This window comes from Crocinitomicaceae bacterium (genome assembly GCA_016708105.1).
Classification (GTDB): domain Bacteria; phylum Bacteroidota; class Bacteroidia; order Flavobacteriales_D; family Crocinitomicaceae; genus JADJGJ01.
This window is the reverse complement of the sequence record JADJGJ010000001.1, coordinates 1,742,226-1,764,812: the sequence shown is the minus strand read 5'-3', so window position 1 is coordinate 1,764,812 and position 22,587 is coordinate 1,742,226. Positions and strand designations below refer to the sequence as shown.

24 protein-coding genes and 1 other RNA gene are annotated in these 22,587 nt (G+C 37.7%); 14 read left to right on the top strand and 11 right to left on the bottom strand.

Annotated elements, in window-relative coordinates:
- Positions 1 to 2: 2 nt before the first annotated feature.
- The 4 genes from IPH66_07710 to IPH66_07695 all read right to left on the bottom strand — a co-directional run bounded on the left by IPH66_07710 (position 3) and on the right by IPH66_07695 (position 3,690).
- Complete coding sequence (locus IPH66_07710) at positions 3 to 1,139, bottom strand: T9SS type A sorting domain-containing protein (GenBank protein MBK7129230.1); 1,137 nt, start codon at positions 1,137 to 1,139, stop codon at positions 3 to 5.
- Entirely contained in the window at positions 1,136 to 2,290 is a 1,155-nt protein-coding gene (locus IPH66_07705; protein ID MBK7129229.1) for a T9SS type A sorting domain-containing protein, read from the bottom strand. The genes IPH66_07710 and IPH66_07705 overlap by 4 nt, the downstream gene beginning before the upstream one ends.
- Before the next feature lie 410 nt (positions 2,291 to 2,700).
- Positions 2,701 to 3,195 carry a hypothetical protein gene (locus tag IPH66_07700; GenBank protein ID MBK7129228.1) on the bottom strand — a complete coding sequence of 165 codons (495 nt, stop codon included), beginning with the start codon at positions 3,193 to 3,195 and terminating at the stop codon, positions 2,701 to 2,703.
- Positions 3,196 to 3,234: 39 nt separating this feature from the next.
- Complete coding sequence (locus IPH66_07695; GenBank protein MBK7129227.1) at positions 3,235 to 3,690, bottom strand: hypothetical protein; 456 nt, start codon at positions 3,688 to 3,690, stop codon at positions 3,235 to 3,237.
- A 361-nt stretch (positions 3,691 to 4,051) separates the two neighbouring features.
- Here IPH66_07695 and ssrA point away from each other — a divergent pair.
- The 13 genes from ssrA (at position 4,052) to IPH66_07630 (ending at position 17,744) form a co-directional block, all read left to right on the top strand.
- Positions 4,052 to 4,452: a transfer-messenger RNA gene (gene ssrA, locus IPH66_07690) on the top strand.
- A 190-nt stretch (positions 4,453 to 4,642) separates the two neighbouring features.
- On the top strand, positions 4,643 to 7,129 hold the full coding sequence (locus tag IPH66_07685; GenBank protein MBK7129226.1) for a hypothetical protein: 2,487 nt from the start codon (positions 4,643 to 4,645) through the stop codon (positions 7,127 to 7,129).
- 283 nt (positions 7,130 to 7,412) lie between these two features.
- Positions 7,413 to 8,690, top strand: a complete 1,278-nt coding sequence (locus IPH66_07680) for an adenylate/guanylate cyclase domain-containing protein (protein MBK7129225.1) — start codon at positions 7,413 to 7,415, stop codon at positions 8,688 to 8,690.
- A 72-nt stretch (positions 8,691 to 8,762) separates the two neighbouring features.
- Positions 8,763 to 9,296, top strand: a complete 534-nt coding sequence (locus IPH66_07675) for a hypothetical protein (GenBank protein MBK7129224.1) — start codon at positions 8,763 to 8,765, stop codon at positions 9,294 to 9,296.
- A 180-nt stretch (positions 9,297 to 9,476) separates the two neighbouring features.
- Positions 9,477 to 10,706: an alanine dehydrogenase gene (locus IPH66_07670; protein ID MBK7129223.1), complete on the top strand. Its 1,230-nt coding sequence runs from the start codon at positions 9,477 to 9,479 to the stop codon at positions 10,704 to 10,706.
- A gap of 238 nt (positions 10,707 to 10,944) precedes the next feature.
- Positions 10,945 to 11,811, top strand: a complete 867-nt coding sequence (locus IPH66_07665; GenBank protein ID MBK7129222.1) for an RNA polymerase sigma factor RpoD/SigA — start codon at positions 10,945 to 10,947, stop codon at positions 11,809 to 11,811.
- A gap of 200 nt (positions 11,812 to 12,011) precedes the next feature.
- Positions 12,012 to 13,463, top strand: coding sequence for a glyceraldehyde-3-phosphate dehydrogenase (locus IPH66_07660; protein ID MBK7129221.1), 1,452 nt, complete (start codon positions 12,012 to 12,014; stop codon positions 13,461 to 13,463).
- A 135-nt stretch (positions 13,464 to 13,598) separates the two neighbouring features.
- The gene (locus IPH66_07655) at positions 13,599 to 14,414 is read left to right on the top strand and encodes a T9SS type A sorting domain-containing protein (protein ID MBK7129220.1); all 816 of its coding nucleotides are present in this window, start codon (positions 13,599 to 13,601) and stop codon (positions 14,412 to 14,414) included.
- A gap of 63 nt (positions 14,415 to 14,477) precedes the next feature.
- A complete protein-coding gene (locus IPH66_07650; protein MBK7129219.1) occupies positions 14,478 to 14,930 on the top strand; it encodes a hypothetical protein in 453 nt (150 codons plus the stop codon).
- Positions 14,931 to 14,982: 52 nt separating this feature from the next.
- Positions 14,983 to 15,444 (top strand): lamin tail domain-containing protein, encoded by a 462-nt coding sequence (locus tag IPH66_07645; GenBank protein ID MBK7129218.1) that lies wholly within the window; start codon positions 14,983 to 14,985, stop codon positions 15,442 to 15,444.
- A gap of 22 nt (positions 15,445 to 15,466) precedes the next feature.
- The gene (locus IPH66_07640) at positions 15,467 to 15,751 is read left to right on the top strand and encodes a transposase (GenBank protein ID MBK7129217.1); all 285 of its coding nucleotides are present in this window, start codon (positions 15,467 to 15,469) and stop codon (positions 15,749 to 15,751) included.
- A 204-nt stretch (positions 15,752 to 15,955) separates the two neighbouring features.
- Positions 15,956 to 16,594, top strand: coding sequence for an IS3 family transposase (locus tag IPH66_07635; protein ID MBK7129216.1), 639 nt, complete (start codon positions 15,956 to 15,958; stop codon positions 16,592 to 16,594).
- A gap of 91 nt (positions 16,595 to 16,685) precedes the next feature.
- Positions 16,686 to 17,744 carry a T9SS type A sorting domain-containing protein gene (locus IPH66_07630; protein ID MBK7129215.1) on the top strand — a complete coding sequence of 353 codons (1,059 nt, stop codon included), beginning with the start codon at positions 16,686 to 16,688 and terminating at the stop codon, positions 17,742 to 17,744.
- 11 nt (positions 17,745 to 17,755) lie between these two features.
- On the opposite strand, the gene IPH66_07625 is transcribed toward IPH66_07630, so the two are convergent.
- The 4 genes from IPH66_07625 to IPH66_07610 all read right to left on the bottom strand — a co-directional run bounded on the left by IPH66_07625 (position 17,756) and on the right by IPH66_07610 (position 20,105).
- Positions 17,756 to 18,097, bottom strand: coding sequence for a hypothetical protein (locus tag IPH66_07625; GenBank protein ID MBK7129214.1), 342 nt, complete (start codon positions 18,095 to 18,097; stop codon positions 17,756 to 17,758).
- A complete protein-coding gene (locus IPH66_07620) occupies positions 18,094 to 18,585 on the bottom strand; it encodes a hypothetical protein (protein ID MBK7129213.1) in 492 nt (163 codons plus the stop codon). The genes IPH66_07625 and IPH66_07620 overlap by 4 nt, the downstream gene beginning before the upstream one ends.
- 97 nt (positions 18,586 to 18,682) lie before the next feature.
- Entirely contained in the window at positions 18,683 to 19,201 is a 519-nt protein-coding gene (locus IPH66_07615) for a hypothetical protein (protein ID MBK7129212.1), read from the bottom strand.
- 7 nt (positions 19,202 to 19,208) lie between these two features.
- Positions 19,209 to 20,105: a hypothetical protein gene (locus tag IPH66_07610; protein MBK7129211.1), complete on the bottom strand. Its 897-nt coding sequence runs from the start codon at positions 20,103 to 20,105 to the stop codon at positions 19,209 to 19,211.
- Between the two features lie 191 nt (positions 20,106 to 20,296).
- Here IPH66_07610 and IPH66_07605 point away from each other — a divergent pair, with 191 nt between their 5' ends.
- Entirely contained in the window at positions 20,297 to 20,728 is a 432-nt protein-coding gene (locus IPH66_07605) for a GNAT family N-acetyltransferase (protein ID MBK7129210.1), read from the top strand.
- Here IPH66_07605 and IPH66_07600 read toward each other — a convergent pair.
- The 3 genes from IPH66_07600 to IPH66_07590 form a co-directional block, all read right to left on the bottom strand.
- Positions 20,725 to 21,351: a hypothetical protein gene (locus IPH66_07600; protein MBK7129209.1), complete on the bottom strand. Its 627-nt coding sequence runs from the start codon at positions 21,349 to 21,351 to the stop codon at positions 20,725 to 20,727. The genes IPH66_07605 and IPH66_07600 overlap by 4 nt on opposite strands.
- A 204-nt stretch (positions 21,352 to 21,555) precedes the next feature.
- The gene (locus IPH66_07595; GenBank protein ID MBK7129208.1) at positions 21,556 to 21,840 is read right to left on the bottom strand and encodes a hypothetical protein; all 285 of its coding nucleotides are present in this window, start codon (positions 21,838 to 21,840) and stop codon (positions 21,556 to 21,558) included.
- Positions 21,841 to 22,039: 199 nt separating this feature from the next.
- Positions 22,040 to 22,585, bottom strand: a complete 546-nt coding sequence (locus tag IPH66_07590; protein MBK7129207.1) for an acyl-CoA thioesterase — start codon at positions 22,583 to 22,585, stop codon at positions 22,040 to 22,042.
- Positions 22,586 to 22,587 lie beyond the last annotated feature (2 nt).

Sequence of the window (22,587 nt, the reverse complement as noted above, 5' to 3'; positions counted from 1 at the left end):
AATTATTCTATTACAATCGTTTGTACTCTACGCATGTTTCCCTCACTAAGTTCAATAAAATAGATTCCGGCGCTTAAATTACTGATATCAACAGTGGTAACCCCATCAATTTTGCCTGAAATTAATTTGCATCCTGAAGAATTAATAATGGCGTAATCTCCGCTTTTCATTCCGTCAACTATACAGTATTCGCTTGCGGGGTTAGGGTATACTTTAACATGAAGTTCTTGTTCAGAGTCAAGTTCAAGTAATTCATCAAATTCCCAAAAATCACGCATGTTGGTTCCTGTTGTGCCTATTCCAACATAACCTTTGTCTCCAATGGCGAAGCCAGACGAAAATCTTCGATTAGCGCCCGGGAAATCATCGAGTTGATTCCAAGTGTTTGTGGCGGGATCAAATTCCCACACTTCTCCTGAAAGTTCAGACAACCAACCTATATAACCTGTAACTATATATCCCTTACCCTTCACCGCGAATGCAGCCGACCCCCCTGTAGCAAGACCAGGGAAAATCGCTCTCACTGTCCATTCATCGGTTGTTGATTTATATTCATAAAGTGACAGACCTGATTTAATATAAGCCTTTTCACCTATAGTAAAACTTGAACACCAACTTGATGGCGAAAAAGGAACTGGAGCTTTGGTCGTCCAGGTATTTAAATCTGCGTTATATTCATATAATTGGGTTCCATACAAATAATACCCTTTACCATTAACTGAAAAACCAACCTGATCAGTAGTTCCAAGCGGCACGGGCTGAATAGCAGTCCAAGTATTTGCAATGGGATCAAAGGCATAAAAATTATTTCCTGCGCTTACGCCAGTACCAACGTACCCCTTAGTTCCAATTGCAAAGGAGGCTGCGGCATAGCTAGGGAATGGGTAATTTGCCTTTTGTGTCCATGTATTACTTGAAGGATCAAATTCCCACCAATCTTGGAAAAGGACATTTGGACCAGCCCCGTTGTAATGACCAAGCCCCATATAGCCCCGGTTTCCTATACACAAACCAGTCCCTCGATGGCGACCAACACCGCCAAAATGTGCCTTCTGATTCCAGGCCGAAGAAGCCTTGGTTTCTATTATTGTTAGTACCAACAGAGCAAAACTGAAAAAGCATTTCTTTAGAATACTCATTCTACAATAAGTTTAGTAATATAAAGTCCATTATCATTTTGTACCTGAACGAGATACACGCCCGGTACCAAATTTTCCAATGAAAGAGAATAATATGTATCAAATGCGGCGCTCTGAATCAATTTACCTGAAACAGAATATAAGTTCAGCTTGATATTATTCCCATCTGAAAAAATGGTGACTTGTTTACTCGCAGGATTGGGATACACCTTTAGGTTACTTTCATTATCACTTTCACTAATTGAAACTAACTCTTGTTCAATCAATATATTATAATATCCTGTTTCAGCTCCGTAACCCTGAACAACCACATAAATTGTGTCGTGATTCTCCACATTAAGATGGATTTTTGAACCAGTGCCACATGAAGCGTTATCGTCATTGTACGCAATCACATTTCCTGTTTCATCAATAATAGTGAGATAGGTATCTATTGTCGAACCGCAAAGTGAAACCGTCATAAAATCAAGTGATAATTGCTGAGGTAAAACCTGATAAAATACGTCTGCCGAAGAGTAAACCGGCAGTAAATTAAAATAGCAAACAGCATTATTGTGACTTTCAGAAAAGGGGAGACTGCTTACCAGCCGAGGATCATCAGTGCTTTCACCAATGGTACCAGTGCAATCAGCACCACCTACAATATTTACTGTAAAATCAGTTGTAGAACCCCAGTTAAATGTTGCACATGGATCAATTGGTAAACTTCCACCTTCAAAATGCACAACGCGCAAACGAGTTGTACCTGAAACAGCTCCTAGAGGGACAGTGAAGTTCCATGCTGTTGCTGCAACTGGCGGAGTTCCGCTCCAAGACCCAATTAATTCAGATGCCTCAAAAATCTGGTTCAAGTTGTAATCAATCCATGCAGAGCCAACCCCGTAGTAGTTGCCACCACAAGTTCCAAAATGTGCCAGGGCACTGTAAGAATTACCGGCAGTAAGATTTACAATTTCTGTTGATGTCTGATCATCCAATCCAAGAACTCCCGGGCACCCCGTAAATGAAATAGAAGAACCTAACTCACCTGAAAGACTGAAGGATTGCAGATTGGAATCTGCAGTTGAGACAGGACCAACTGATGTGCAATATTGGGCTAGAATGGTTGTTGAATTTAAAAACACGAAAGCAACAGGTAAAAATAACTTCATAGGCTTGACTTGGTAGTGTCGAATTTATAAATAATTATTCTTTGGTTAACATTAAAATAACGCAAGAGTTTTGGAAAGGCTGCCTTAAACGCTGTAAGAAAATGCATTCTCCAATTCATTCGCCACATTGTCAAGACATAAGGGGATGATTTTTTTTATCAAAATGGAAAAGTGGAAATCTATCACGAATAGAAAGACAAAATGAACCGCAAGAATTTATGAGCTGGCGCTTCATCTACAACGAGAGTTCTTGATAGAATAGGTTACCAACTTAAAAGCTGAAACATGGCTTCATTGGGAGGGCAATGATTTAATAGGATAATCAATATTTTGAATATTCTATTTAACATAATATATATTATATCCCGTATTGGAGCAATAAAAAAGCCGCAACTACGCGGCTTTAAGCATCATAAGCTTTGGCACGACTTAAGCCATCCATCTCTTAAATCTACCCAAGCCGGACTAACGACATCCCACAAGATATATGATTCAAACTCGGCTAAGTATTTACCTAAATCAGTATCGGTTGTTGCCTTGGTCACATCGCTTATCCATGCATTTCTACGTTTTGCCCATTCCGGATTAACCGCATCCCAGTTCACAATAGTTTCAAATTCAAGCAACAAATTGCCTTTACTTGCAGCATCGCTTGCAGTTTCACAATCTGATAACCACGAATCGCGGCGCGTTTTCCAATTTTCATTTACAGCTCCCCAACCAACATTACTTTCAAGCTCAATTAACAGAGATCCGAAGCTGGTTTCCTGAACAACTTCCGTGGTGTTATTTTCGGTTTTTGCAGAATCATTGTTACTCGTTGATGTACCTGTTGTTTCAGCTGGCTTAGAACCACAACCTAATAGAATTATCCCAGGGATAATCATAAAACTCAATTTTTTCATAGTACTTTTTTTTTTTGTGAATATAAAAAAGATTCAGTATTAATCAATTACCGTAATTTTAAATATCTTTTCTCCCGGATTTGCAGGCAAGCTACCATCAGAGTTTTTATATGTAACAATCACTTGCCCAACAGTAATTGATACTTCAATTGTTGTTGAGTAATCAACAGAATTATAAATAGTTAAAGGAAGTTGATTCCATATATTTGTCCCGGTATTGATATAGGTTAATACCCCACCATTATCAATGACATTACTTGAAATATCTCCATACGGAATTGTGGTAGCCCAGGCCGATGACTGCTCTGTCCAAGTACTTATAGTGACAATGGTTGATTTGGCATTTGGTTGGTCGTAAAAACAACTTCCATCATCTGTATTCGCTAAGGTTGAATAATTGGTGGCAGATACATCCATGCATCCGTATATTTCTTTTTTACAAGACGTCGTAACAGATGCCAATAGCAGCCCTGTTATAAGAAGTTTCACATTCATGTGGGGTTAGTTTTTGCAAAACAAAAATACTTCTTTGTCAAGTAAATTAATTGATATTCTTTCCAACTATAAAAGTAGTTTTTAACATGTAAATAGTTGAATTTCTAAGATTTATTAGAAATTGTCAATAGAAAGACAAGCAAGGGATATTCTTTTGTAGAGAAAACCTGGTGTAGTTTTCCCCATGCTGGTAGATTAAAACTGAACCAAACCTTGCCATAACAACTGAGATACCGAAGGATTACAAAAACAGGGAAAGTAAATAATAACCACACAAACTATTGGCGACAACTTTCATTGACAAAAGCGAATAAATACAGTACATTTGCACACTCTTGAATACTTAAGAGTAACGTTCTTTGGGGCCGACCTGGATTTGACTGCAATTGCGGTAGTTGAAGAAGCATGTCGAGAAACGCATGAAACCTCGTAAATAGTTCGTGTACAAGAATAATTGACAACAATAATTCTTACGCGCTTGCTGCGTAATCAGTCTCAGACTAATTACCTTTATTTGGCTGAATAATAGTAGGTCAAACAAGCTGTTCCCCTCTGCTCCCGCCTGTTGAGCGAGGAACCGGGACATCAAAATTTCGGGCTGGTTTTGCTGCGTTGCGACAGTAAAATAAGATTTAAGCGACTCAGGTTTTGAGTAGGGTGTTTGTGCCCGATCCAAAGCTGAAATTGAATCACGAAATAAGCATGTAGAAACTTCAAAGACTCATTGTTAGGACGAGGGTTCGATCCCCTCCGGCTCCACAAAAAAAAAGCGTAATTGCCCCAGCGATTCGCTTTTTTTTTTGTACTTCAATCTCGCTCTGATTCTCACTTTTAGTTTTGTCCGCTTTTATTTTTGTACCCCCCACTTCACCTCAAGACTTTCATCCCAAATTCCCCAACCAACGCAAAATCAATATTTTTCGTAATTTAAAGCAATTGTATTCTGTTGTTCATGATTTCTGCGCGTGTTTTATTTTTCTCAATTCATTGCATGTTGGCTGCAATGGCTGGGTTTGCGCAGGAGGTTACTATTGAAAATTATTCGGTTGACGAGAATGGAAAGGTTAACCTGCTTATAAATTCAAGCATTGACAAGTATTATTTACTTCAGGTGAAGCATCATCCTGACTCCGGTTTTTCAGTCAATTCGGCAATTTGTTTTGGGCAAAATGGAACCACCTTGATTTCTGAATCGTTGGGTGCATATCCCGCGGAATATTACCGAATTCTTGAGTACAACATGAATGCTCCTGTTGACATAGACACAGACGGCATCAATGATGTCATTGAAATGCAAAGTTCAGGCGCACCATTGAACGCAGCAGTTGAAATACCACTTGAACATGGCGCTGTTATATTGAATACGTTTGATGCTTATCATTCAGTTTCTGTTGAAGAAAATGGCACTCCATGGGTTTCTTATCTTGATCATGTAGAATACACTAAATTCATTATTCTTGATTTTTATACAAATGAACCTAAATTGTTTTTCATCAATAGCAATACCTATAACTTGCATGAAGATTTTGCTAATTATTTGGGCATTGATAACATGGCCCCATCAGTTGAAAAAGGGCAAATCTTATACAATCCTTCAGTATTATCAAATAACGGAACACTGGGCTGCTTTGCATTTAATTTTAGCAACAATGAAACCAAAGATTTTGAAGTTATTCAACGCACGCATGAATTGCTTGCTGCCAACATGCCATTTCTTGAGAATAACTTATCGTATTTTATTACGGCAAATAATGAAACAGATTATCAGAATAATATTTCATTGTTTCAAAATTCGAGAGTGCCCGTATTATTTGAGACCGACGTTTACGCGGGTATTGATTACTGGGGATTGAACCAAACTGAAGGATATGGATATTTCAGGTTATTAATGCCCGGAGAAATTCCTGATTCCAAGGACATCGTGCTGTGTGAATCAATACCAAATTCTTTACCCCGTGTTGGTGGCATTATATCTTCATTTATACAAACTCCCTTGTCACATGTTAATTTAAGAGCCATACATGATCATGTGCCAAATGCATTTATTCGTGATCCCTTGTTGATTGATACCATAGCTAATTTACTGAATCACTATATCTACTTCAAGGCCGGACAAAGCACCTATGAAATCAGGGAGGCAAGTATAGAAGAAGTCAATGCCTGGTATGAAAATATGCGACCTTCAACAGAACAAATTCCTCCACTTAACTTAACGCATCAGGCCATTCTTTCTCTGGATGAAATTCATTTTCACATGCATGATGGGTATGGCGCAAAAACTGCAAATCTTGCTACCATGCACACTTTTGGATTTGTTGATGGCACCGTTCCGGATGGATTTGGAATTCCGTTTTATTTCTATTTTGAATTCATGAAATACAATGGATTTTTTGAACAAATTCAAATCTTATTGAGTGATGAAGATTTTCTGACAAACAGAGATTATCGTGCTGCACGACTGGCGGAATTTCAAGACGCCATCAGATCAGCTGATATGCCTAGTTGGATGTATGATCAATTCACGGCGCTGCAAAATCAATTTCCACCGGGTTACGCAATCAGGTGCCGGTCAAGCACCAACAATGAAGATTTGCCGGGTTTTAGTGGTGCAGGTTTGTATGATTCTAAAACGCATCAGCCTGATGAAGGGCATATTTCAAAAACCATACTTGAAGTGTATGCCAGTCTCTGGAATTTAAGGGCGTTTGAAGCACGAGAATTTTACCGTGTGAATCATTTTTATACAGCCATGGGAATTTTATGTCATTTGAATTTTGAAGACGAGCGCGTGAACGGAGTTGGTGTGAGCGCTGATCCAATTTACAACACCACATCAACCTTCTATATTAATTCTCAATTGAGTGATGTGCTCATCACAAATCCAGAAGGTGCATACCCTGAAGAACTATTGATGAAACATGACACCGCATCAGCGAACAATTATTTGGTGATTCAATACTCCGGTTTACTTTCAGTTGATTCGTTATTGATGACATCGGCGCAATTATTTCAGCTTCACTCCTACCTCACTGTGATTCACAATCAATTTGCAGTATTATATAGGGCAGAGGGCAACCCTAGCTTTGCAATGGATATTGAATATAAAATTGATGCAGAAAATAACTTGGTCATCAAGCAAGCACGACCATGGGTTTCTTATGTTCCGGTTGAATTTGAGACACCGGAGCCTGAGGATTGTTCTTTCAAATTGTTTCCGGTTCCAGCCATTGATTATTTACATATTGATTGTCTGGCGTGTGATAGCATTACAATTCAAATTTCTGACCTTGCCGGCAGAATAGTTTCTGAGCAATCCGTTTATCTTGCAAGTGATGGCATCGTACATATTGATCTCCAAAGTTTAAATCCCGGTATCTACGTGGCCCATGCCATAAGTAATAATTCAATTTGCTCAGGGGTTCAGTTTGTAAAGTTGTAAAGGGGAGACTTATTTTCTTTAGCAAGGTGATTTTAGAATTGCTTATTCTAGTATTAATCGTTGCATAATTAATAGAATACTATTACACCACACAGGTTGCGAGTAACATTCTGACGTAGGCGCAGGTCGTGACCTGCGCCTACCTTAGTGAATTCACAATTGATTTAATGCAAGTTGTTCTCATAAACACTTTTTCAATCAACCACTTAACTTTTAATTTTTACAAAACCTTGCAGAGAAAGACATTTCTATCTATATTCATGCCTACCCTAACCCTGTTTGTATGATCCGTATTGGTTTGTTCATTTTTATTTTGCTCACCGGTGTGAGCTTTTCTTTTTCACAATCAAGCCAACAATTATTCAATGAAGCGCAGGAATTGAGAAATTCAGGCAAAGACACCAAGGCAATAAAAAAGTATGAAGAAGCATTGAATGTGGCAAAAGCTGAAAATAATATAGCCGTGCAAATGAGCGTGCATCTTGAGCTGGCTGAATTAAAAGACAATGTAGTCAATTACAAAGAGGCACTGGACCATTACAAAGAATTTTCAATTTTATATAAAAAGCAGACAGCTCAAAAAACTAAAATGTTAGAAGATTCTGTTTCAGGATTGCAGACAGAAGTCAATGCCAGCTATGACAGCATCAATCAAAAAAACACAGAGATAAAACAAAAAGAAAGTGCCATTGATTCTCTAACAACAGAACAGTTGCAATCCCAGTTGTCTATTAAAGATTTGGAACTTGCCAATAATCAAAAAGCGCTGGAACTTCAAGCGTCAAAAAACCGAAGAAATCTTCTGTTATTTGTTCTGGGTATTGTCATACTTGCCTCAGTTTTTATCATGAGAGGATTTATTTTAAAGCGCCGTGGTGTTCGTGTTCTCAAGCAAAAGAATTATGAAATCATCATGGAACAACAAAAATCTGACCGTTTGTTGATGAATATTTTACCTGAAAAAATTGCATACGAGTTGAAAGAATTTAATAAAACAACGCCTCATCACCATGAAAGTGCAACTATCATGTTTACTGATTTCAAAGGGTTCACAAAATTTTCAGAAAAACATTCGCCTGAGGAATTAGTAAAACTCATAGATTATTATTTCAAAGGATTTGACAAAATAGTAGAAAAATATCACATTGAAAAAATCAAAACCATTGGAGATGCATACATGTGCGTGTGTGGTATCCCTGAAAAAAATGATCAACATGCTGCCAATATGATTCGCGCCGCATTTGAGTTTAGAGATTTTGTTGATCAAACAGCTCATGAAAAACAGAAAGAAAATCTACCTTACTTAGAAATGCGGATAGGAATTCACAGCGGACCATTAGTAGCCGGCGTTGTAGGGCATCACAAATTTTCGTATGATGTGTGGGGTGATGCGGTGAATGTTGCAGCACGCATGGAACACGCTTCAGAGCCGGGTAAAATAAATGTGTCTGAAACAGTATATCAACAAGTACAACATGAATTCTCGTTTGAATACCGTGGAGAACTTGAAGCTAAAAATAAAGGCAAAATGAAAATGTATTTCGTGAGCATGCCTTCGTGATATACTCTGCATGTATAATCAGATTGCAAGATTCCATATAAATTTGCGACACTATTTTTCAAGTCAATCATCATGAAAAAGTGGATTATTTTTTTTGTTTTCACATCTCCACTATTGGCTTTTAGTTATTCATATCTTCCTCATGAGCAAAGGCCGAGATGGAGTTTTGAATATCACTTGGGCGCTGTCTACAATTTTAAAACTCCGCTCACTTTTACTCAAGCAGGCTTTGAAGACATCAAAATTCAACAAGCAGTATTTGAGAGTGAACCGTTCGTGAGTCCACATTATTGGGACTGGAGATTTACCAAATGGTTTGATCAGTTTGGAATTTCGTTTGAAGCCATTCATCACAAAATATATCTCAAAAATAAACCTGATGATGTGCAACGTTTTGGTATTTCACATGGATACAATATGCTTGTATTCAGTTATAATAAAGCGTTTCGATGGTATCATATTGCATTGGGCGGCGGCTCAGTGTTAATGCATCCTGAGAGCACAGTACGTGGTAAACAATACCCTGAAGGACCGGGATTTGACTGGAACGGCTACGTTTTAAAAGGTTACGTACTGATTTGCCAACCTCGCAATTTAGGATTATAATAAAACTGGAATCTTTGGGTTGCAAATCATGTCCTCAACGTAGGCGCAGGTCGCGACCTGCGCCTACGGGACGATCTTTTTTTTTTTTGCAATCCTTGCGTCTCTAATTAGTCTAAAGTTCAATAAGAATGAAGAGAAACCCGATAAATTTTCTATTTTTGCACCACTTCAATAAAACGCATGGCAAAAATTGTTCTGGGCATATTAAAAGAAACCAAAACACCTCCTGACAAAAGGGTGCCATTAATTCCGGCGCAATGTGCTGAGGTAATGAAACGTTGGCCTGAAGTTGAAGTGATTGTTGAAAAGAGTGATATCCGCTCATACAAAGATGAAGAATACGCAGCGCATGGAATTAGGCTTGTTGACAGAGCCACCGAGGCTGATATTTTAATGGGAGTGAAAGAAGTGAAAATTGAATACTTGATTCCCAACAAAAAGTATTTCTTCTTTTCTCACACATTTAAAAAGCAGACGCATAATCGTAAATTGATGCAGGCCGTTCTGGCTAATAAAATTCAGCTTATTGATTATGAAACGTTGACAGATAAAAACAAGCAGCGCATCATTGGTTTTGGAAGATACGCCGGCATTGTAGGATGTTATAATGCGTTTTTAGCTTACGGAAAAAAACACGAACTATATAATATAAAACCTGCTCATCAATGTGTTGACCGAAAAGAGATGGAGCTGGAGATGAAAAAAATAGCACTACCTGCGGACATGAAAATTGTGATTACCGGATCAGGTCGTGTTGGTGGAGGAGCCATTGAAATTATCAAGCTCGCCAATATTAAAGAGGTAAGCGCCGAAGATTTTCTTACAAAAACATTTCAAGAACCAGTATATACCCAACTTGACGCAAAAGATTATTACGCCAAGGAAGATGGTAGCCCATTTGATTCTGCTGCATTTCATAAAAGTGGAGCCGGACACGTATCAACATTCAGCCGATACTTGAAAGTAGCCAATATGTATATACCTTGTCATTATTGGAGTTCATCATCTCCGGTAATTATCTCGCAACAAGATTTGGCTGATCCAACTTGCAAAACAACGGTAATTTCTGACATTTCATGTGATATTGCTGAGCCTATTGCCAGTACATTAAGACCATCAACAATTGCTGATCCGCACTATGGGTACGACCCACAAACCGGGTTAGAAACTGATTTCATGAACCCCAAAGCAATTGGTGTGGTTGCCATTGATAATTTGCCTTGTGAATTACCAAAAGATGCATCAGTAGATTACGGGAATGATTTAATAAACCGGGTGCTGCCACATGTGTTTGGACCAGATCCTGATCGCATCATTGAACGCGCAAGTGAAACCGATCTCCATGGTAACTTAATGCCTGACTTCAGTTATTTAGCAGATTACGCTGGCATTTCTTCAAAACAAAACTAGCATTCAGTTGTTAACATAGTTTAACGTGGTGATTCAAATTTCTTTTTTCACTGATCGTTTTCAAGAATAAGCAAAAAAATATTTCACATCAAGGCGTAACCTTTTATGTTAAAATGCAGTTATAACGGGTTGTGCAGATTTATTTACGGTGAAATGATAAAATGCTCTTGACATGAGCATGAAATTGGCGTAAGTTTGCGGACATATTGTTTAATAAAAAAGAAAGGGAACCACCAGCATGAGGCAGTTAAAAATCACCAAATCCATTACCAATCGTGAAAGTCAATCATTAGATAAATACCTTCAGGACATTGGAAAAGAAGAACTGATTACAGCAGAGATTGAAGTAGAACTGGCAAAACGAATCAAACAAGGAGATCAAAAGGCGCTTGAAAAACTTACCCGTGCTAACCTTCGTTTTGTGGTGTCAGTAGCAAAACAATACCAAAATCAAGGATTAACCCTACCCGATTTGATCAATGAAGGAAATCTTGGGTTGATTAAAGCAGCACAAAAATTTGATGAAACACGTGGTTTTAAATTCATCTCCTACGCGGTATGGTGGATTCGTCAATCAATTCTGCAAGCTTTGGCTGAGCAGGCTCGTATTGTACGTTTGCCGTTAAACCAGGTAGGATCACTGAACAAAATCAATAAAGCATTCTCTAAACTTGAGCAAGAATATGAACGTGCCCCAAGTGCAGAAGAACTTGCAGAAGTACTTGAAGTACCTGAAGATAAAATTAAAGAAAGTTTGAAAGTTGCCGGTCGTCACGTTTCGATGGATGCTCCTCTTTCAACTTCTGAAGATGGTGGTACTTTAATGGATGTAATGGCCAATTCAGATTCCCCTAAAGCTGACCGTCTGCTCATGGCTGAATCTTTGCAAAAAGAAATTGAACGATCACTTTCAACACTTACAGATAAAGAACGTGAAATCATTCGTTTATTCTTTGGAATTGGAATGAATCACGGCTTAACACTGGAAGAAATTGGAGCAAAATTCAACCTCACGCGTGAACGTGTGCGTCAGATTAAAGAAAAAGCTATTCGCCGTTTGCGTCATACATCGCGCAACAAATTACTGAAAGCATATCTTGGTTAAATAATACAAAATGATAGAGAAACCCTGGAGTGATCCGGGGTTTTTTGTTTGGTTAAAAAATGAAATTAGTGCATCATTGAAATCCTGAATAAAAAAAATAGCTGATAAAATGTGAGTAATCTCATAATTCAGATTTTAATATTGCATGTAATTTTGCGCCATCAAATTTGATTTTAACCTCACTCAAAAAAAACAACATCATGGAATCTGCTGTCGGATATGAAAAAGAACTACAGAGCTATATTGAAAATGAAAAGGCTGCTGTAAAACTTGCAAACTATGTTGGTGAATTGCTTTATACCAAAGGAGTTGAACTGGTATTATTCAGAAATCATCTACTTGATATCACCAATTCTGAAATCATCAACCTGCATGACTATGCTGAAAAAGTAGTTGGCAAAAAAATCTTCATTAGCACAACAGCTCATCTGGCTGAAGTGTTGTGCGGCATGGAATTGTCACCGGCAAAAATAGATATTGGAAGATTAGCCTACGAATGGATTCAGGAAGGAGATAAATACTCATCAAAAACTGATTTCCTTAAAAATAAATTAGGCGGATTAGTTGATAACCGTGATTTTACAATTGAACCCAGAGATGTGGTTTTATATGGTTTTGGACGTATTGGAAGACTTGCTGCGCGTGAATTAATAAAACAAGCCGGCAAAGGACAACAATTGAGATTAAAAGCCATTGTTACCCGCAGTTCTTCTAAAGATGAAGTAACCAAACGTGCTGCACTTTTAACTAAAGACTCAGTGCATGGTGCATTCAAAGGAACCGTGAAAGTAGATTATGACAATAATACGCTTATTCTTAACGGGCAAACCGTGCACATGATTGCAGCAGCAAATCCTGAAGATATTGATTATACAAAATACGGAATTAAAGATGCCTTGGTAATTGACAATACCGGTGCTTTTACTGATCGTGATGCATTGAGCAGACATTTGAAATCTAAAGGTATTAGCCAAGTGTTACTCACCGCACCTGGCAAAGGCGTTCCTAATATTGTGTATGGAATCAACCATTTCAATCTGGATATTGAAAATGAAAATATTTTCAGTGCCGCCTCATGTACAACCAATGCAATCACACCAATTCTCAAAGTGATTAATGATAAATATGGAATTGAAAAAGGCCATATTGAAACTGTGCATGCGTATACCAATGATCAAAACTTATTGGACAATTTCCATAAAAAACCACGCCGCGGACGTTCAGCTGCTGTGAATATGGTGATCACTTCTACCGGTGCAGGCAGTGCTGTTACCAAAGTGATTCCTGAATTGGCTGATAAACTTACTGCTAATGCCGTGCGCGTACCAACACCAAATGGCTCTTTGGCAATTCTGCAACTCACCTTGAACAAAACCACATCTGTTGATGAAGTAAATGCTTTGGTTAAAGATGCCGCACTCAATGGAAATCTGGTGAATCAAATTTATTATTCCGTAGATCCGGAATTGGTTTCAACCGACATCATTGGTAATACTTGCTGCTCAGTATTTGACGCGCAGGCTACCTTGATATCACCTGACAATAAAAGCGTAGTACTTTATTCATGGTATGACAACGAATTTGGATACACCAAGCAAGTAATTCGTTTGGCAAAGCACATTGCAAAAGTTCGCAGATTGATTTATTACTAATCATAGATTTTTTTATTAAACAGGGAGGTCAAATTGACTTCCCTGTTTTTTTTTGTAGGAAGCCAAGAATGAGATAATCAAGATTTTAATGCGCTATATCCATTAATTACATTCGTTACAACTAAACAAAAAACTATGACAATAAAACTATTCTTTTCAGCCCTTGTATTAGGTGCATCACTGAGTGCTTCAGCTCAGGCAGTCAATTATCCAAACGGATCTACCGTAGCAGATTTTACGGTAACAGATACCGATGGAAACACCATCAACCTCTACACTATTACCGCATCAGGTAAATACGTGGTGCTTGATTTTTTCTTTGATACCTGCGGTCCATGTCAAACTTGGCAACCTACATTCAATGAACTTTATGATAAATATGGTTGCAATGCCGGTGATATTTTTTGTGTTTCAATCAATAACGGAACCGATACCGATGCAGAGGTAATTGCCTACGAAGCTGCATACGGCGGATCATTCCATCATTCACCGGCGGTAAGTGCAGATGGTGGCGGAGGTGCGGTAAAAACAACGTTTGGTGTAAGTGCTTACCCTACTTTTTGTTTGATCGGGCCTGACAATAAAATGATTGTAAATGATATCTGGCCATTGACTGATATCACCACTTTTGAAGCCACTTTTCCTGTGCCTCCTACTCCAATGGCGTGCAGTTTTGCAGGAACAGAAGAAATACTTGTAACAGATCTTATCGTATATCCCAATCCTGCTAACCAAACTGCGAACCTTATTTTTACATCAGCAGAGGCTTCATCAGCAACTATTGAAATCATCAATATGCAAGGTGAAGTATTAGTGAGTACATCTACTGAATTGATCAGCGGAACCAATAAAATTCAATTGGATGTTGCCAATCTTTCAGCCGGACAATACATGATTCAGGTTACTGCCGCTAATGCATTGCAAACATTCAGATTCAGCATTGTTCATTAATATTATTTGAGATTTATAGGAAGCCATGCTGAACAGCGTGGCTTTTTTTTATACCTTGGATTCATGCAACATTCAATTATTCATTGTGTTTATACACTTCTCGTAGTCATTTTTTTTACCTCATGCAATTCAGGAAAAGAACTAAATGTTTCCGGAGATCAGCAAGTACAACGGGATACAATATCAAACCAAAAAAAAGTTATGTTACTGAATGATTCACTGCCACAGGTAGAATTCCCTATTTCAGGAATTGCAGAAAACAGAAAAGGAGGCGCAGTGCTTATTGCTGATCAAACTACTTATTGGATTGAAAATTTATATTCATGGGATGATAAGGTAGTTAGCAAACAAATTAAAGTGTGGGGAGACCTTGTTATCCGAAATGATAATCCGGTTTTTTTAGATACCGGTGATATTGTTTCTCAAGGTATACCGGTTGAAACAGAAGAAGAACTCAAGGCACAAGCCAATAGATTTTGGATATTGAATATGCGTTTTGAATTGGTTGACGAATGAATATCTTGCCATAAACTATTGTACAATAGGTAGAATTGCAGATATTTGTCTTATGAAAACAAAATTACTCATCTTCTGTTGTGGCATAATGTTCCTCAGCCAACAGGTTAAGGCCCAAGGATGCCCTGCCAATCTTTTTTTCTCAGAATATATTGAAGGCTCATCATTCAACAAAGTGATTGAAATTTATAATCCATTGCCATACACTGTTGATTTGAATGACTACGTGCTGGAATTATACACCAACGGATCAAGCACTCCATCAGCACAGTTTTTTATGGGTGACACCATTGCGCCCAATCAAAAATATATTATCTGTCATCCAACTGCAGATGCACCTGTGCTGTCAATTGCAGATACTACGAGTGGGGTACTTAATTTTAATGGTGATGATGCCTTTATTTTAAAACATGAATTCACCTTTGATACACTGGACATTATTGGCGTAGTTGGTGTTGACCCCGGAACGTCATGTATAGTTCACCCCAAATTTAAGAACACTGGTCTAATTTGAAAAAATAACTAAATTCAAATCTATGACCTCAAGAAGAAAGAGAAGGAACTTCAACCCGGAGTTCAAAGTAAAAGTAGTTCTGGAAGCTCTGAAAGAACGAGAATCAATTCAGCAACTCGCTCAGAAGTATGAAATTCATCCAAATCAGATTACTGCCTGGAAACAAGAATTTGTAAAAAATGCGGCGTGTATTTTTTCATCTGACCAAAAAGATACAGCGATGAGTGATAAAGATCATGAAAATCTGTTAGCGCGCATTGGACAACTTCTGGTGGAAAATGACTTTTTAAAAAAAAGTCTCTCCTAGAAATGAGTATTGATCAACGCAGGATGATAGTTGAAAAGTCACATCCAAAACTTTCAATCAGAAGGCAGTGCCAACTTTTAGAAATATCGCCATCGAGTTTGTATTACAAACCAAAAGGCGAATCACAATTAAACTTGTTTTTAATGAAAAAAATTGATGAACAATACCTGAATAAACCTTTTGGGGAGTTCCACGAATGACACGTTGGTTGAGAGAGCACGGCTACCGAGTGGACAAAAAAGAATCGGCAGACTTTATAAATTATTGGATTTGAAAGCCATTGTTCCTAGGCCACACACATCAAAATCCCATCCACATCATTTTAAATATCCTTATCTGCTCAGAAATTTAAAAATCGAAAAATCGAATCAGGTTTGGGCCACTGACATTACCTGTATTCCAATGAAAACCGGCTACCTATATCTGTCGGCAATTATGGATTTGCACAGTCGTTTTATAGTTGGCTGGAGCTTGTCAAACACAATGGAAGCGTCATGGTGCACGGCAGTGATGAAAGATGCGATCGCGCGTCATGGTAAACCTCAAATTGTAAATACTGATCAGGGATCGCAATACACTTCTTCAGAACACACTGAACTTTTAAAACAAAATGACATCAAAATTTCAATGGATGGAACGGGAAGAGCCATTGACAATATTTTTATCGAACGCTTTTGGAGAACGCTCAAATACGAGCACTTAAAGTTCAAAGATTACCACAACGGTATTGAACTTTACAAGGTGATCGAGGAATTTATGAACGATTACAATTTTGATAGGATGCATAGCTCACTTGATTACAAAAGGCCAGCAAATATTTATTCCAAAAATGATGCAGCTTAAAAAAACAATTAATTTTGAACGACCTCTGTTCTAAGAAGTGGGTAAACTATAATGGATAGTAACCGGAGGTGGAACAACCGCAAATTATACCTTGATTAGAAATAGTACTATTTCTATTGGAACAACTGATTGGGCTTTAAGCAGCGGCACCCAATGGTTGGTTGCAATGCAAGATGATTTCACCAATCTTCAAATTCACAATTTCAGCGCGCCTACTAATGAATATGTTCTGCAAAATTTTACTATTTGTGAAAATGACAGCGTATTGGTAAACGGCACTTATTTAAAATTGTCCGGAACCTACTATGATACCTTAACCGCGGTGAGTGGTTGTGATAGTATTGTGATGACAGATGTATTTACAAATCCAACTTCATTGGTTGCTAAAGACACAAGCAATTGCCCGGGCACACCCATTTTTATTGGCGGCGCATTTCAAACCATCACCGGAACGTATTATGATACCATCCCATCAATCATCACCGGATGTGACAGTGTAATAACCTGGAACTATACCCATCTACCCACTGATTTTATTGCGGTAAATGCCAACATGTGCGAAGGTGACAGCATGTATCTTGAAGGAGGGTGGCAAAAATTAGATGGCGTCTATACAGATATTTTCAGCAGCGCAATCACCGGTTGTGACAGCACTGTCCAAACTACGCTTGCAATAACAAGTATTGATGCAAGTTTTATTCTTTCTAATTTATTCGACACATTATTGGCAAATATGTCCGGTGCAAATTATCAATGGTTAGAATGTCCGGCATACACAGTCATAGCCGGAGCAACTGATCAGGAATATCAAGTAATAGCCAATGGGTATTATACCGTTGAAGTGAGCTTGAATGGCTGTGTAGATACGGCTGATTGCTTGTTGGTTGAGGTTGAAAATTTATCTGAATATAAACAAACAAATCTGATCAACCTCTACCCTAACCCGGTTGATGATGTTTTAACTATTGATAAAATTGAATCAGTTGACGGTGTTTTGTACCTCTATGATATAAGTGGAAAATTGGTTGCAACTCACCTTATCACCTCAGAGCGCAGCCAACTTGACTTGTCTGACTTAAATCGCGGAATTTATCAGGTACATTTCATTTCTGAAAACAGACACGAATCTCAGTTGCTTATTGTGAAATAACTTTTGCATGATTATTCAGCTAGCGGAGAAAGTTTAATTTCACCTTCCAATTCGTTTAGATTTTTTGCAAACTCAAAACCGGTTTTTGTATATGACACGTATATGTCATAACATTTTCCCGGGCAACCAATCATGATGGTAGTTTCAAAATGTCCGGCTGAATCAGTATAACCTGATGCGGTGCTTTTAGTGTAATCACCATCCAGGCCTGCATTTACATTCACCAATACACTATCAAGCGGTTCACCTGTCAGCGCATTTACGCATGTAACTGAGATGATTCGTTGCGATTCACAACTCAATAAAAACAGACTTAAAATCAAGGCCGTACAAGAGAGAATTTTTTTCATCATTTCACTTTTATTAATTCAACCCGCTGCACAAAATCAGTAGTATAATTGGTGACTCCTTTTGATTTTTCCTTTGAGACTGTTCCGGATGTCACTTCAAAAACAAGCTTGTCACCAATGAATTCATAAGATGACGTCAGCCAGGTTTTACCAACCTTGAAAACACTGTACATTTTATCAGCCGTTACATAATTTGTGAGAATAACGCCGTTACCTTCATCTAATAAAAAAATATCTGCACGCGTGGTATGCGCAAACAATTTATAATCTTTTGTCATGGGCATTTTTTCTGAAAGATAATTTGTTTTCCAAATCCACCCCGTTGGCCATGATTCATCAACTATTTTTTCAACCGTAAATTCAATGTTCACGCTGTCAATTAAATTACCATACGCATGTATTTTCATTTGGCCACTCCACACTCCTTCACACCGTTCAGGAAAGGATGCAAATGAAACCGCAACCAAATTCAATGCAATGAATAACAACATATTTTTTACCATACAATACAGAATAATACCCAGTAAATTTGGGCAAATATAGTATTCAATATCAGATGACTATCTTAAGAAAAGTTAATGAAACCATTCAATGTTTGAATGAGCTGTCAAAACTATAATCAAATGCAGACGCATTTTCCCAATGCTGGTTTTCAGCATCAGTGACTATTTGTTCTAACCTGGTTTTAAATTTATCAGGTAAGTGATGCTCTTTTATAAACAAGGCAGCTTCATCAAATGAATTGAGAATACTTTTGTAAAATGAGATTTGATTAACCGGTTTTACTTCACAAAATCGCTGAGCTGTTTCAATATTGTATAACATCACATCAGCAATTTTTTCAGAGTCAACGCCCAGTTTAATAAAGTTACGAATGGCTTTTTGAGCAGTTGATCTTCTTTTTTTAGGCTTGCGTCCTACTGGAGGAAAATACTCTTTGTTGATTTTGAATTTTATTTCATCAATCAATTTATCTTCTTTTGGATTGAATACAAAATTGTAGAATTCTCTAACTTCTTTCAATCGCTTATACAATTCATGTACTTGATCTTCCAACTCTTTTTTTGAAAGAGATTCAAGATAACGTGAAAGATCTCGTTTGCTCACGCTGAATTCAATTATTGACTACCGTTTCAAATCGTGATAAACCGTGCGGCGACAAGGTATTCAACTGTGCGCAGAATGCAACAATTAACCCATCAGGATCAGCCACCAAATCAGGTACAAATTTGTTGAGCATGCGGTTGAGTTCAAAATTAAAAATCTTGCATTTTTTATCACCCGACTGAAATGAAATACCTTCAATAAATGCATCATCATTTTCATGCATGAGAACTTCTAGAAATACAACCTGGTCATGCTGATTGCGAATGGAAAGAATATATTCAGCAATATTTTTTTTCTGTTCAATCAAATTATCACTGAATTCGTTCATCCACTTTTTTGAAATCTCAGTGACATTGCCTGCTTTATCATATTCAAAACATTGCCAAACTGATGAATTACTATCGTTACTTTTTTGAAGCTTTTTCAACAGTTTCAATTCGTCTTCATTAAAAATACCCGTGATAGCCGGTGAAGGATTATTCAACTTACATTGCAGAATCATCAAACTATCAAGCCCATTTAAATTTAACCAGTTTGGAATCAACCTTTCGTACGTTTCAGTATATCTACCAATGCCATCCATATTAGTCCAAGGTTGTACCCGTGAAGCAGTGTGGTATTTTAATTGGGCGGGGGGTTGAATTTTTCCACCTTGAGTTAGTACATTCCAATCATCACGATACTCATATTGAAAGTTGTAATTATAATTTTTTTCAACCGCATCATAGCTCACTGATACCGTACGACGTTTCACGTAAGCCTGCGAAGCAGAACTTGCTGGCGGAAAACCAAAAGAATATTCAGCATAAGCCGAATTGATACCTGCAGCAAAAAACTCTTTCAACCAAGTCACACTTTGTTTACCTTCATCGCCTGCAAAAATAGGTGACCACGCAATGAACAAAGCAATACTTGAAAGTACAAGCCTACGGCAATATGCAATTATTTTTTTCAGGATATTTTAAACTAATTTCGTGTTTAAAAATAGTGATAATTGTAATACAACTCAATACTTAGTGCAAGCATGCCTACTCAATGCCTTGCAAAATCAGGGTATGTACCTGTATCACAAGTTCAACGTAACCTATTGACACCATGAGTTCAAAACCAATTTTCCTGATTTCAGAAGACAAAGCACTACTGCAAGCTGACGTGATTCAGCGAATGCTCAATAAAACGTATTGGGGCAAAGGGCGCACTGTAGAAGAAATACAGAAAACCATTTCCAATTCTCGGTGTTATGGTGTTTACCTGAATGGTGAACAAATTGGTTTTGCCCGAGTATTAACGGATGAAGTTGCAATGGCTTACTTAAGTGATATGTTGATTGATGACCGTTTTCAAGGCCAAGGAATTGGTCAGCAATTACTGGATTACATTTTTAAAGACAAACCATATCAACATGTGCAGCGATGGATACTCAGAACATTAGATGCACATTCACTGTATGAAAAATTCGGATTCACCGCACCTGAAAAGCCGGAAGTGTACATGGAAAAAGTATTCAAACCCTGGAGCGGGAATTAAGGCAAAACAAAATTCTTGAACAAATGACGGATGTTCTGACTCATTGCCGCACAAAAAATTGAAGCATAAAGAACTTTTTGCGGCATTTTCAACTTCCCGGTTTTTGCCTGCCAGCTTCCTTCACCGCATGGTTCAGTTGTAGATATTTCTAATGCGTATTTTCCGGTATATTCCACATCTGCATCCCAAGAATTTTTTAAAGAGTACACTTTGAAATAACTATTGCATTCAGGCGCAAAATTTTCTACAATAAAAAGACCGGCAATAAAACTCGCTGTCATAGATATCATGCCGGGTGACGATGTATTTCTGTAGTCTCTTGCAATCATTGCCTTCAAAGAATCTTCACCCAAATAAAAACTCCAACCAATACCGCGCTCTTTTGAAATAAAAAGTTTTACCATACCATCATAACCGATACCAGTGACTTTCCAATTCCTGAACAAAGAATCAGTTTTTTCAAATACTACCTGATCATTTTTTGGACCCACGGCAAGATATTCAATGAGATATTCATCTTTACCATCTAATGAGAAAGAAGAATATCTTGTTTCAATACCAATACCAGCGCTAAAAGCCGTGATAGTAGAGAAGCAGAGAATAAATAATTTTAATCGTTTCAAAAACACGCTCTAAATTACGAAAATAAAGGAAGACAGTCAAGAATAAAATAAAAGGAGTTCACTGTATGTCGCCAGTAAACTCCCTTTAAACCGCATAAATAAATGTGCACCTTGAAATTGCAGGAGGAAAACCAGTTTTTTCGCGGTGCCTGTAATATTAACGGCTTGTACGCAAAAGGTTACAAATAAGTTTCAATAATTAGGTTATCCAATGACTATGCATCCATTTTTGATGGTGATTTTAACATCATTGGTTAAGCGCACATCACCACAAGCAGAAAAGACAGTACACTCACTAGCGCTACCTTGAACGGTAACTGTTGATGTTCGATTGCCGCCAAATTCTACTTTGGTCATTACTCCGGCAATTTTTACGTCCCATGTATAGGTCTTACTATCTTGATTGCTATAACGAATGTAAACATTGGAAAAGGCGTTACTGCAAAAAAATAAAAAACCTGTAAACAGAACTGCCAAACGGAATTTCATAAATTAAGTTTTGGTTTGTTATAGCAAAGATACGACCAATTATATGTGATGTCAAGTTATGCAATGGTTAATTGCTAACAAGATCAGTGAACTTAGTAGCCTATGTTAAGCTTTTGGGGCTGAATGAAATTAGCGTGCACAATAAGTAACAATATCTCTACCGAACTAAATTGAGAGATAAAACTTACCCGCATCTAACCTAAAATCCTTTTTCAAAACGATCCCCATCTAATTGCTGAAGCATGGTTTCAAATGACATGGTTTTTACTTCAGTATTCAGCATGGTGGTAATTTCATTCCGCATTTTTCTGAGATTTTTTGCATCCCAAAAGCGGCGTATATCATCATTGTTTTGCAGAATTAATTTTGGTACCTGGCGTAATGAACCGTCATCATTTTTTGCTACCATGGTAAAGTAACATGAATTCGTATGTTTGCGCTCGCCTGTTTTTGGTTTGAGTGATTCAACTCTGATTCCAATAATCATAGAACTATTGCCAACAAAATTGATTGATGCTGATAGTGAAACCAGCTCCCCTACTTCAACCGGTTCTTTGAATTCAACCCCATCAACTGAAACGGTTACGCAATATGCACCTGAATGTTTTGCTGCGCATACATACGCCACTTTGTCCATCATACCTAATAAAATACCTCCATGCACTTTGCCTGAAAAATTTGCATAGGATGGAATCATGAGTTCTGTAATGGTTGTCTTAGAGTATTCAACTGTTCTGGCTTCCATAA

What these genes read in the sequence shown, in the direction of transcription:
- IPH66_07685 (MBK7129226.1), top strand. Translation starts at nt 4,643, where the DNA reads ATGATTTCTGCGCGTGTTTTATTTTTCTCAATTCATTGCATGTTGGCT.
- IPH66_07705 (MBK7129229.1), bottom strand. Translation starts at nt 2,290, where the DNA reads ATGAAGTTATTTTTACCTGTTGCTTTCGTGTTTTTAAATTCAACAACC.
- IPH66_07670 (MBK7129223.1), top strand. Translation starts at nt 9,477, where the DNA reads ATGGCAAAAATTGTTCTGGGCATATTAAAAGAAACCAAAACACCTCCT.
- IPH66_07665 (MBK7129222.1), top strand. Translation starts at nt 10,945, where the DNA reads ATGAGGCAGTTAAAAATCACCAAATCCATTACCAATCGTGAAAGTCAA.
- IPH66_07620 (MBK7129213.1), bottom strand. Translation starts at nt 18,585, where the DNA reads ATGTTGTTATTCATTGCATTGAATTTGGTTGCGGTTTCATTTGCATCC.
- IPH66_07660 (MBK7129221.1), top strand. Translation starts at nt 12,012, where the DNA reads ATGGAATCTGCTGTCGGATATGAAAAAGAACTACAGAGCTATATTGAA.
- IPH66_07590 (MBK7129207.1), bottom strand. Translation starts at nt 22,585, where the DNA reads ATGGAAGCCAGAACAGTTGAATACTCTAAGACAACCATTACAGAACTC.
- IPH66_07640 (MBK7129217.1), top strand. Translation starts at nt 15,467, where the DNA reads ATGACCTCAAGAAGAAAGAGAAGGAACTTCAACCCGGAGTTCAAAGTA.
- IPH66_07595 (MBK7129208.1), bottom strand. Translation starts at nt 21,840, where the DNA reads ATGAAATTCCGTTTGGCAGTTCTGTTTACAGGTTTTTTATTTTTTTGC.
- IPH66_07695 (MBK7129227.1), bottom strand. Translation starts at nt 3,690, where the DNA reads ATGAATGTGAAACTTCTTATAACAGGGCTGCTATTGGCATCTGTTACG.
- IPH66_07645 (MBK7129218.1), top strand. Translation starts at nt 14,983, where the DNA reads ATGAAAACAAAATTACTCATCTTCTGTTGTGGCATAATGTTCCTCAGC.
- IPH66_07650 (MBK7129219.1), top strand. Translation starts at nt 14,478, where the DNA reads ATGCAACATTCAATTATTCATTGTGTTTATACACTTCTCGTAGTCATT.
- IPH66_07700 (MBK7129228.1), bottom strand. Translation starts at nt 3,195, where the DNA reads ATGAAAAAATTGAGTTTTATGATTATCCCTGGGATAATTCTATTAGGT.
- IPH66_07710 (MBK7129230.1), bottom strand. Translation starts at nt 1,139, where the DNA reads ATGAGTATTCTAAAGAAATGCTTTTTCAGTTTTGCTCTGTTGGTACTA.
- IPH66_07605 (MBK7129210.1), top strand. Translation starts at nt 20,297, where the DNA reads ATGAGTTCAAAACCAATTTTCCTGATTTCAGAAGACAAAGCACTACTG.
- IPH66_07625 (MBK7129214.1), bottom strand. Translation starts at nt 18,097, where the DNA reads ATGATGAAAAAAATTCTCTCTTGTACGGCCTTGATTTTAAGTCTGTTT.
- IPH66_07655 (MBK7129220.1), top strand. Translation starts at nt 13,599, where the DNA reads ATGACAATAAAACTATTCTTTTCAGCCCTTGTATTAGGTGCATCACTG.
- IPH66_07680 (MBK7129225.1), top strand. Translation starts at nt 7,413, where the DNA reads ATGATCCGTATTGGTTTGTTCATTTTTATTTTGCTCACCGGTGTGAGC.
- IPH66_07675 (MBK7129224.1), top strand. Translation starts at nt 8,763, where the DNA reads ATGAAAAAGTGGATTATTTTTTTTGTTTTCACATCTCCACTATTGGCT.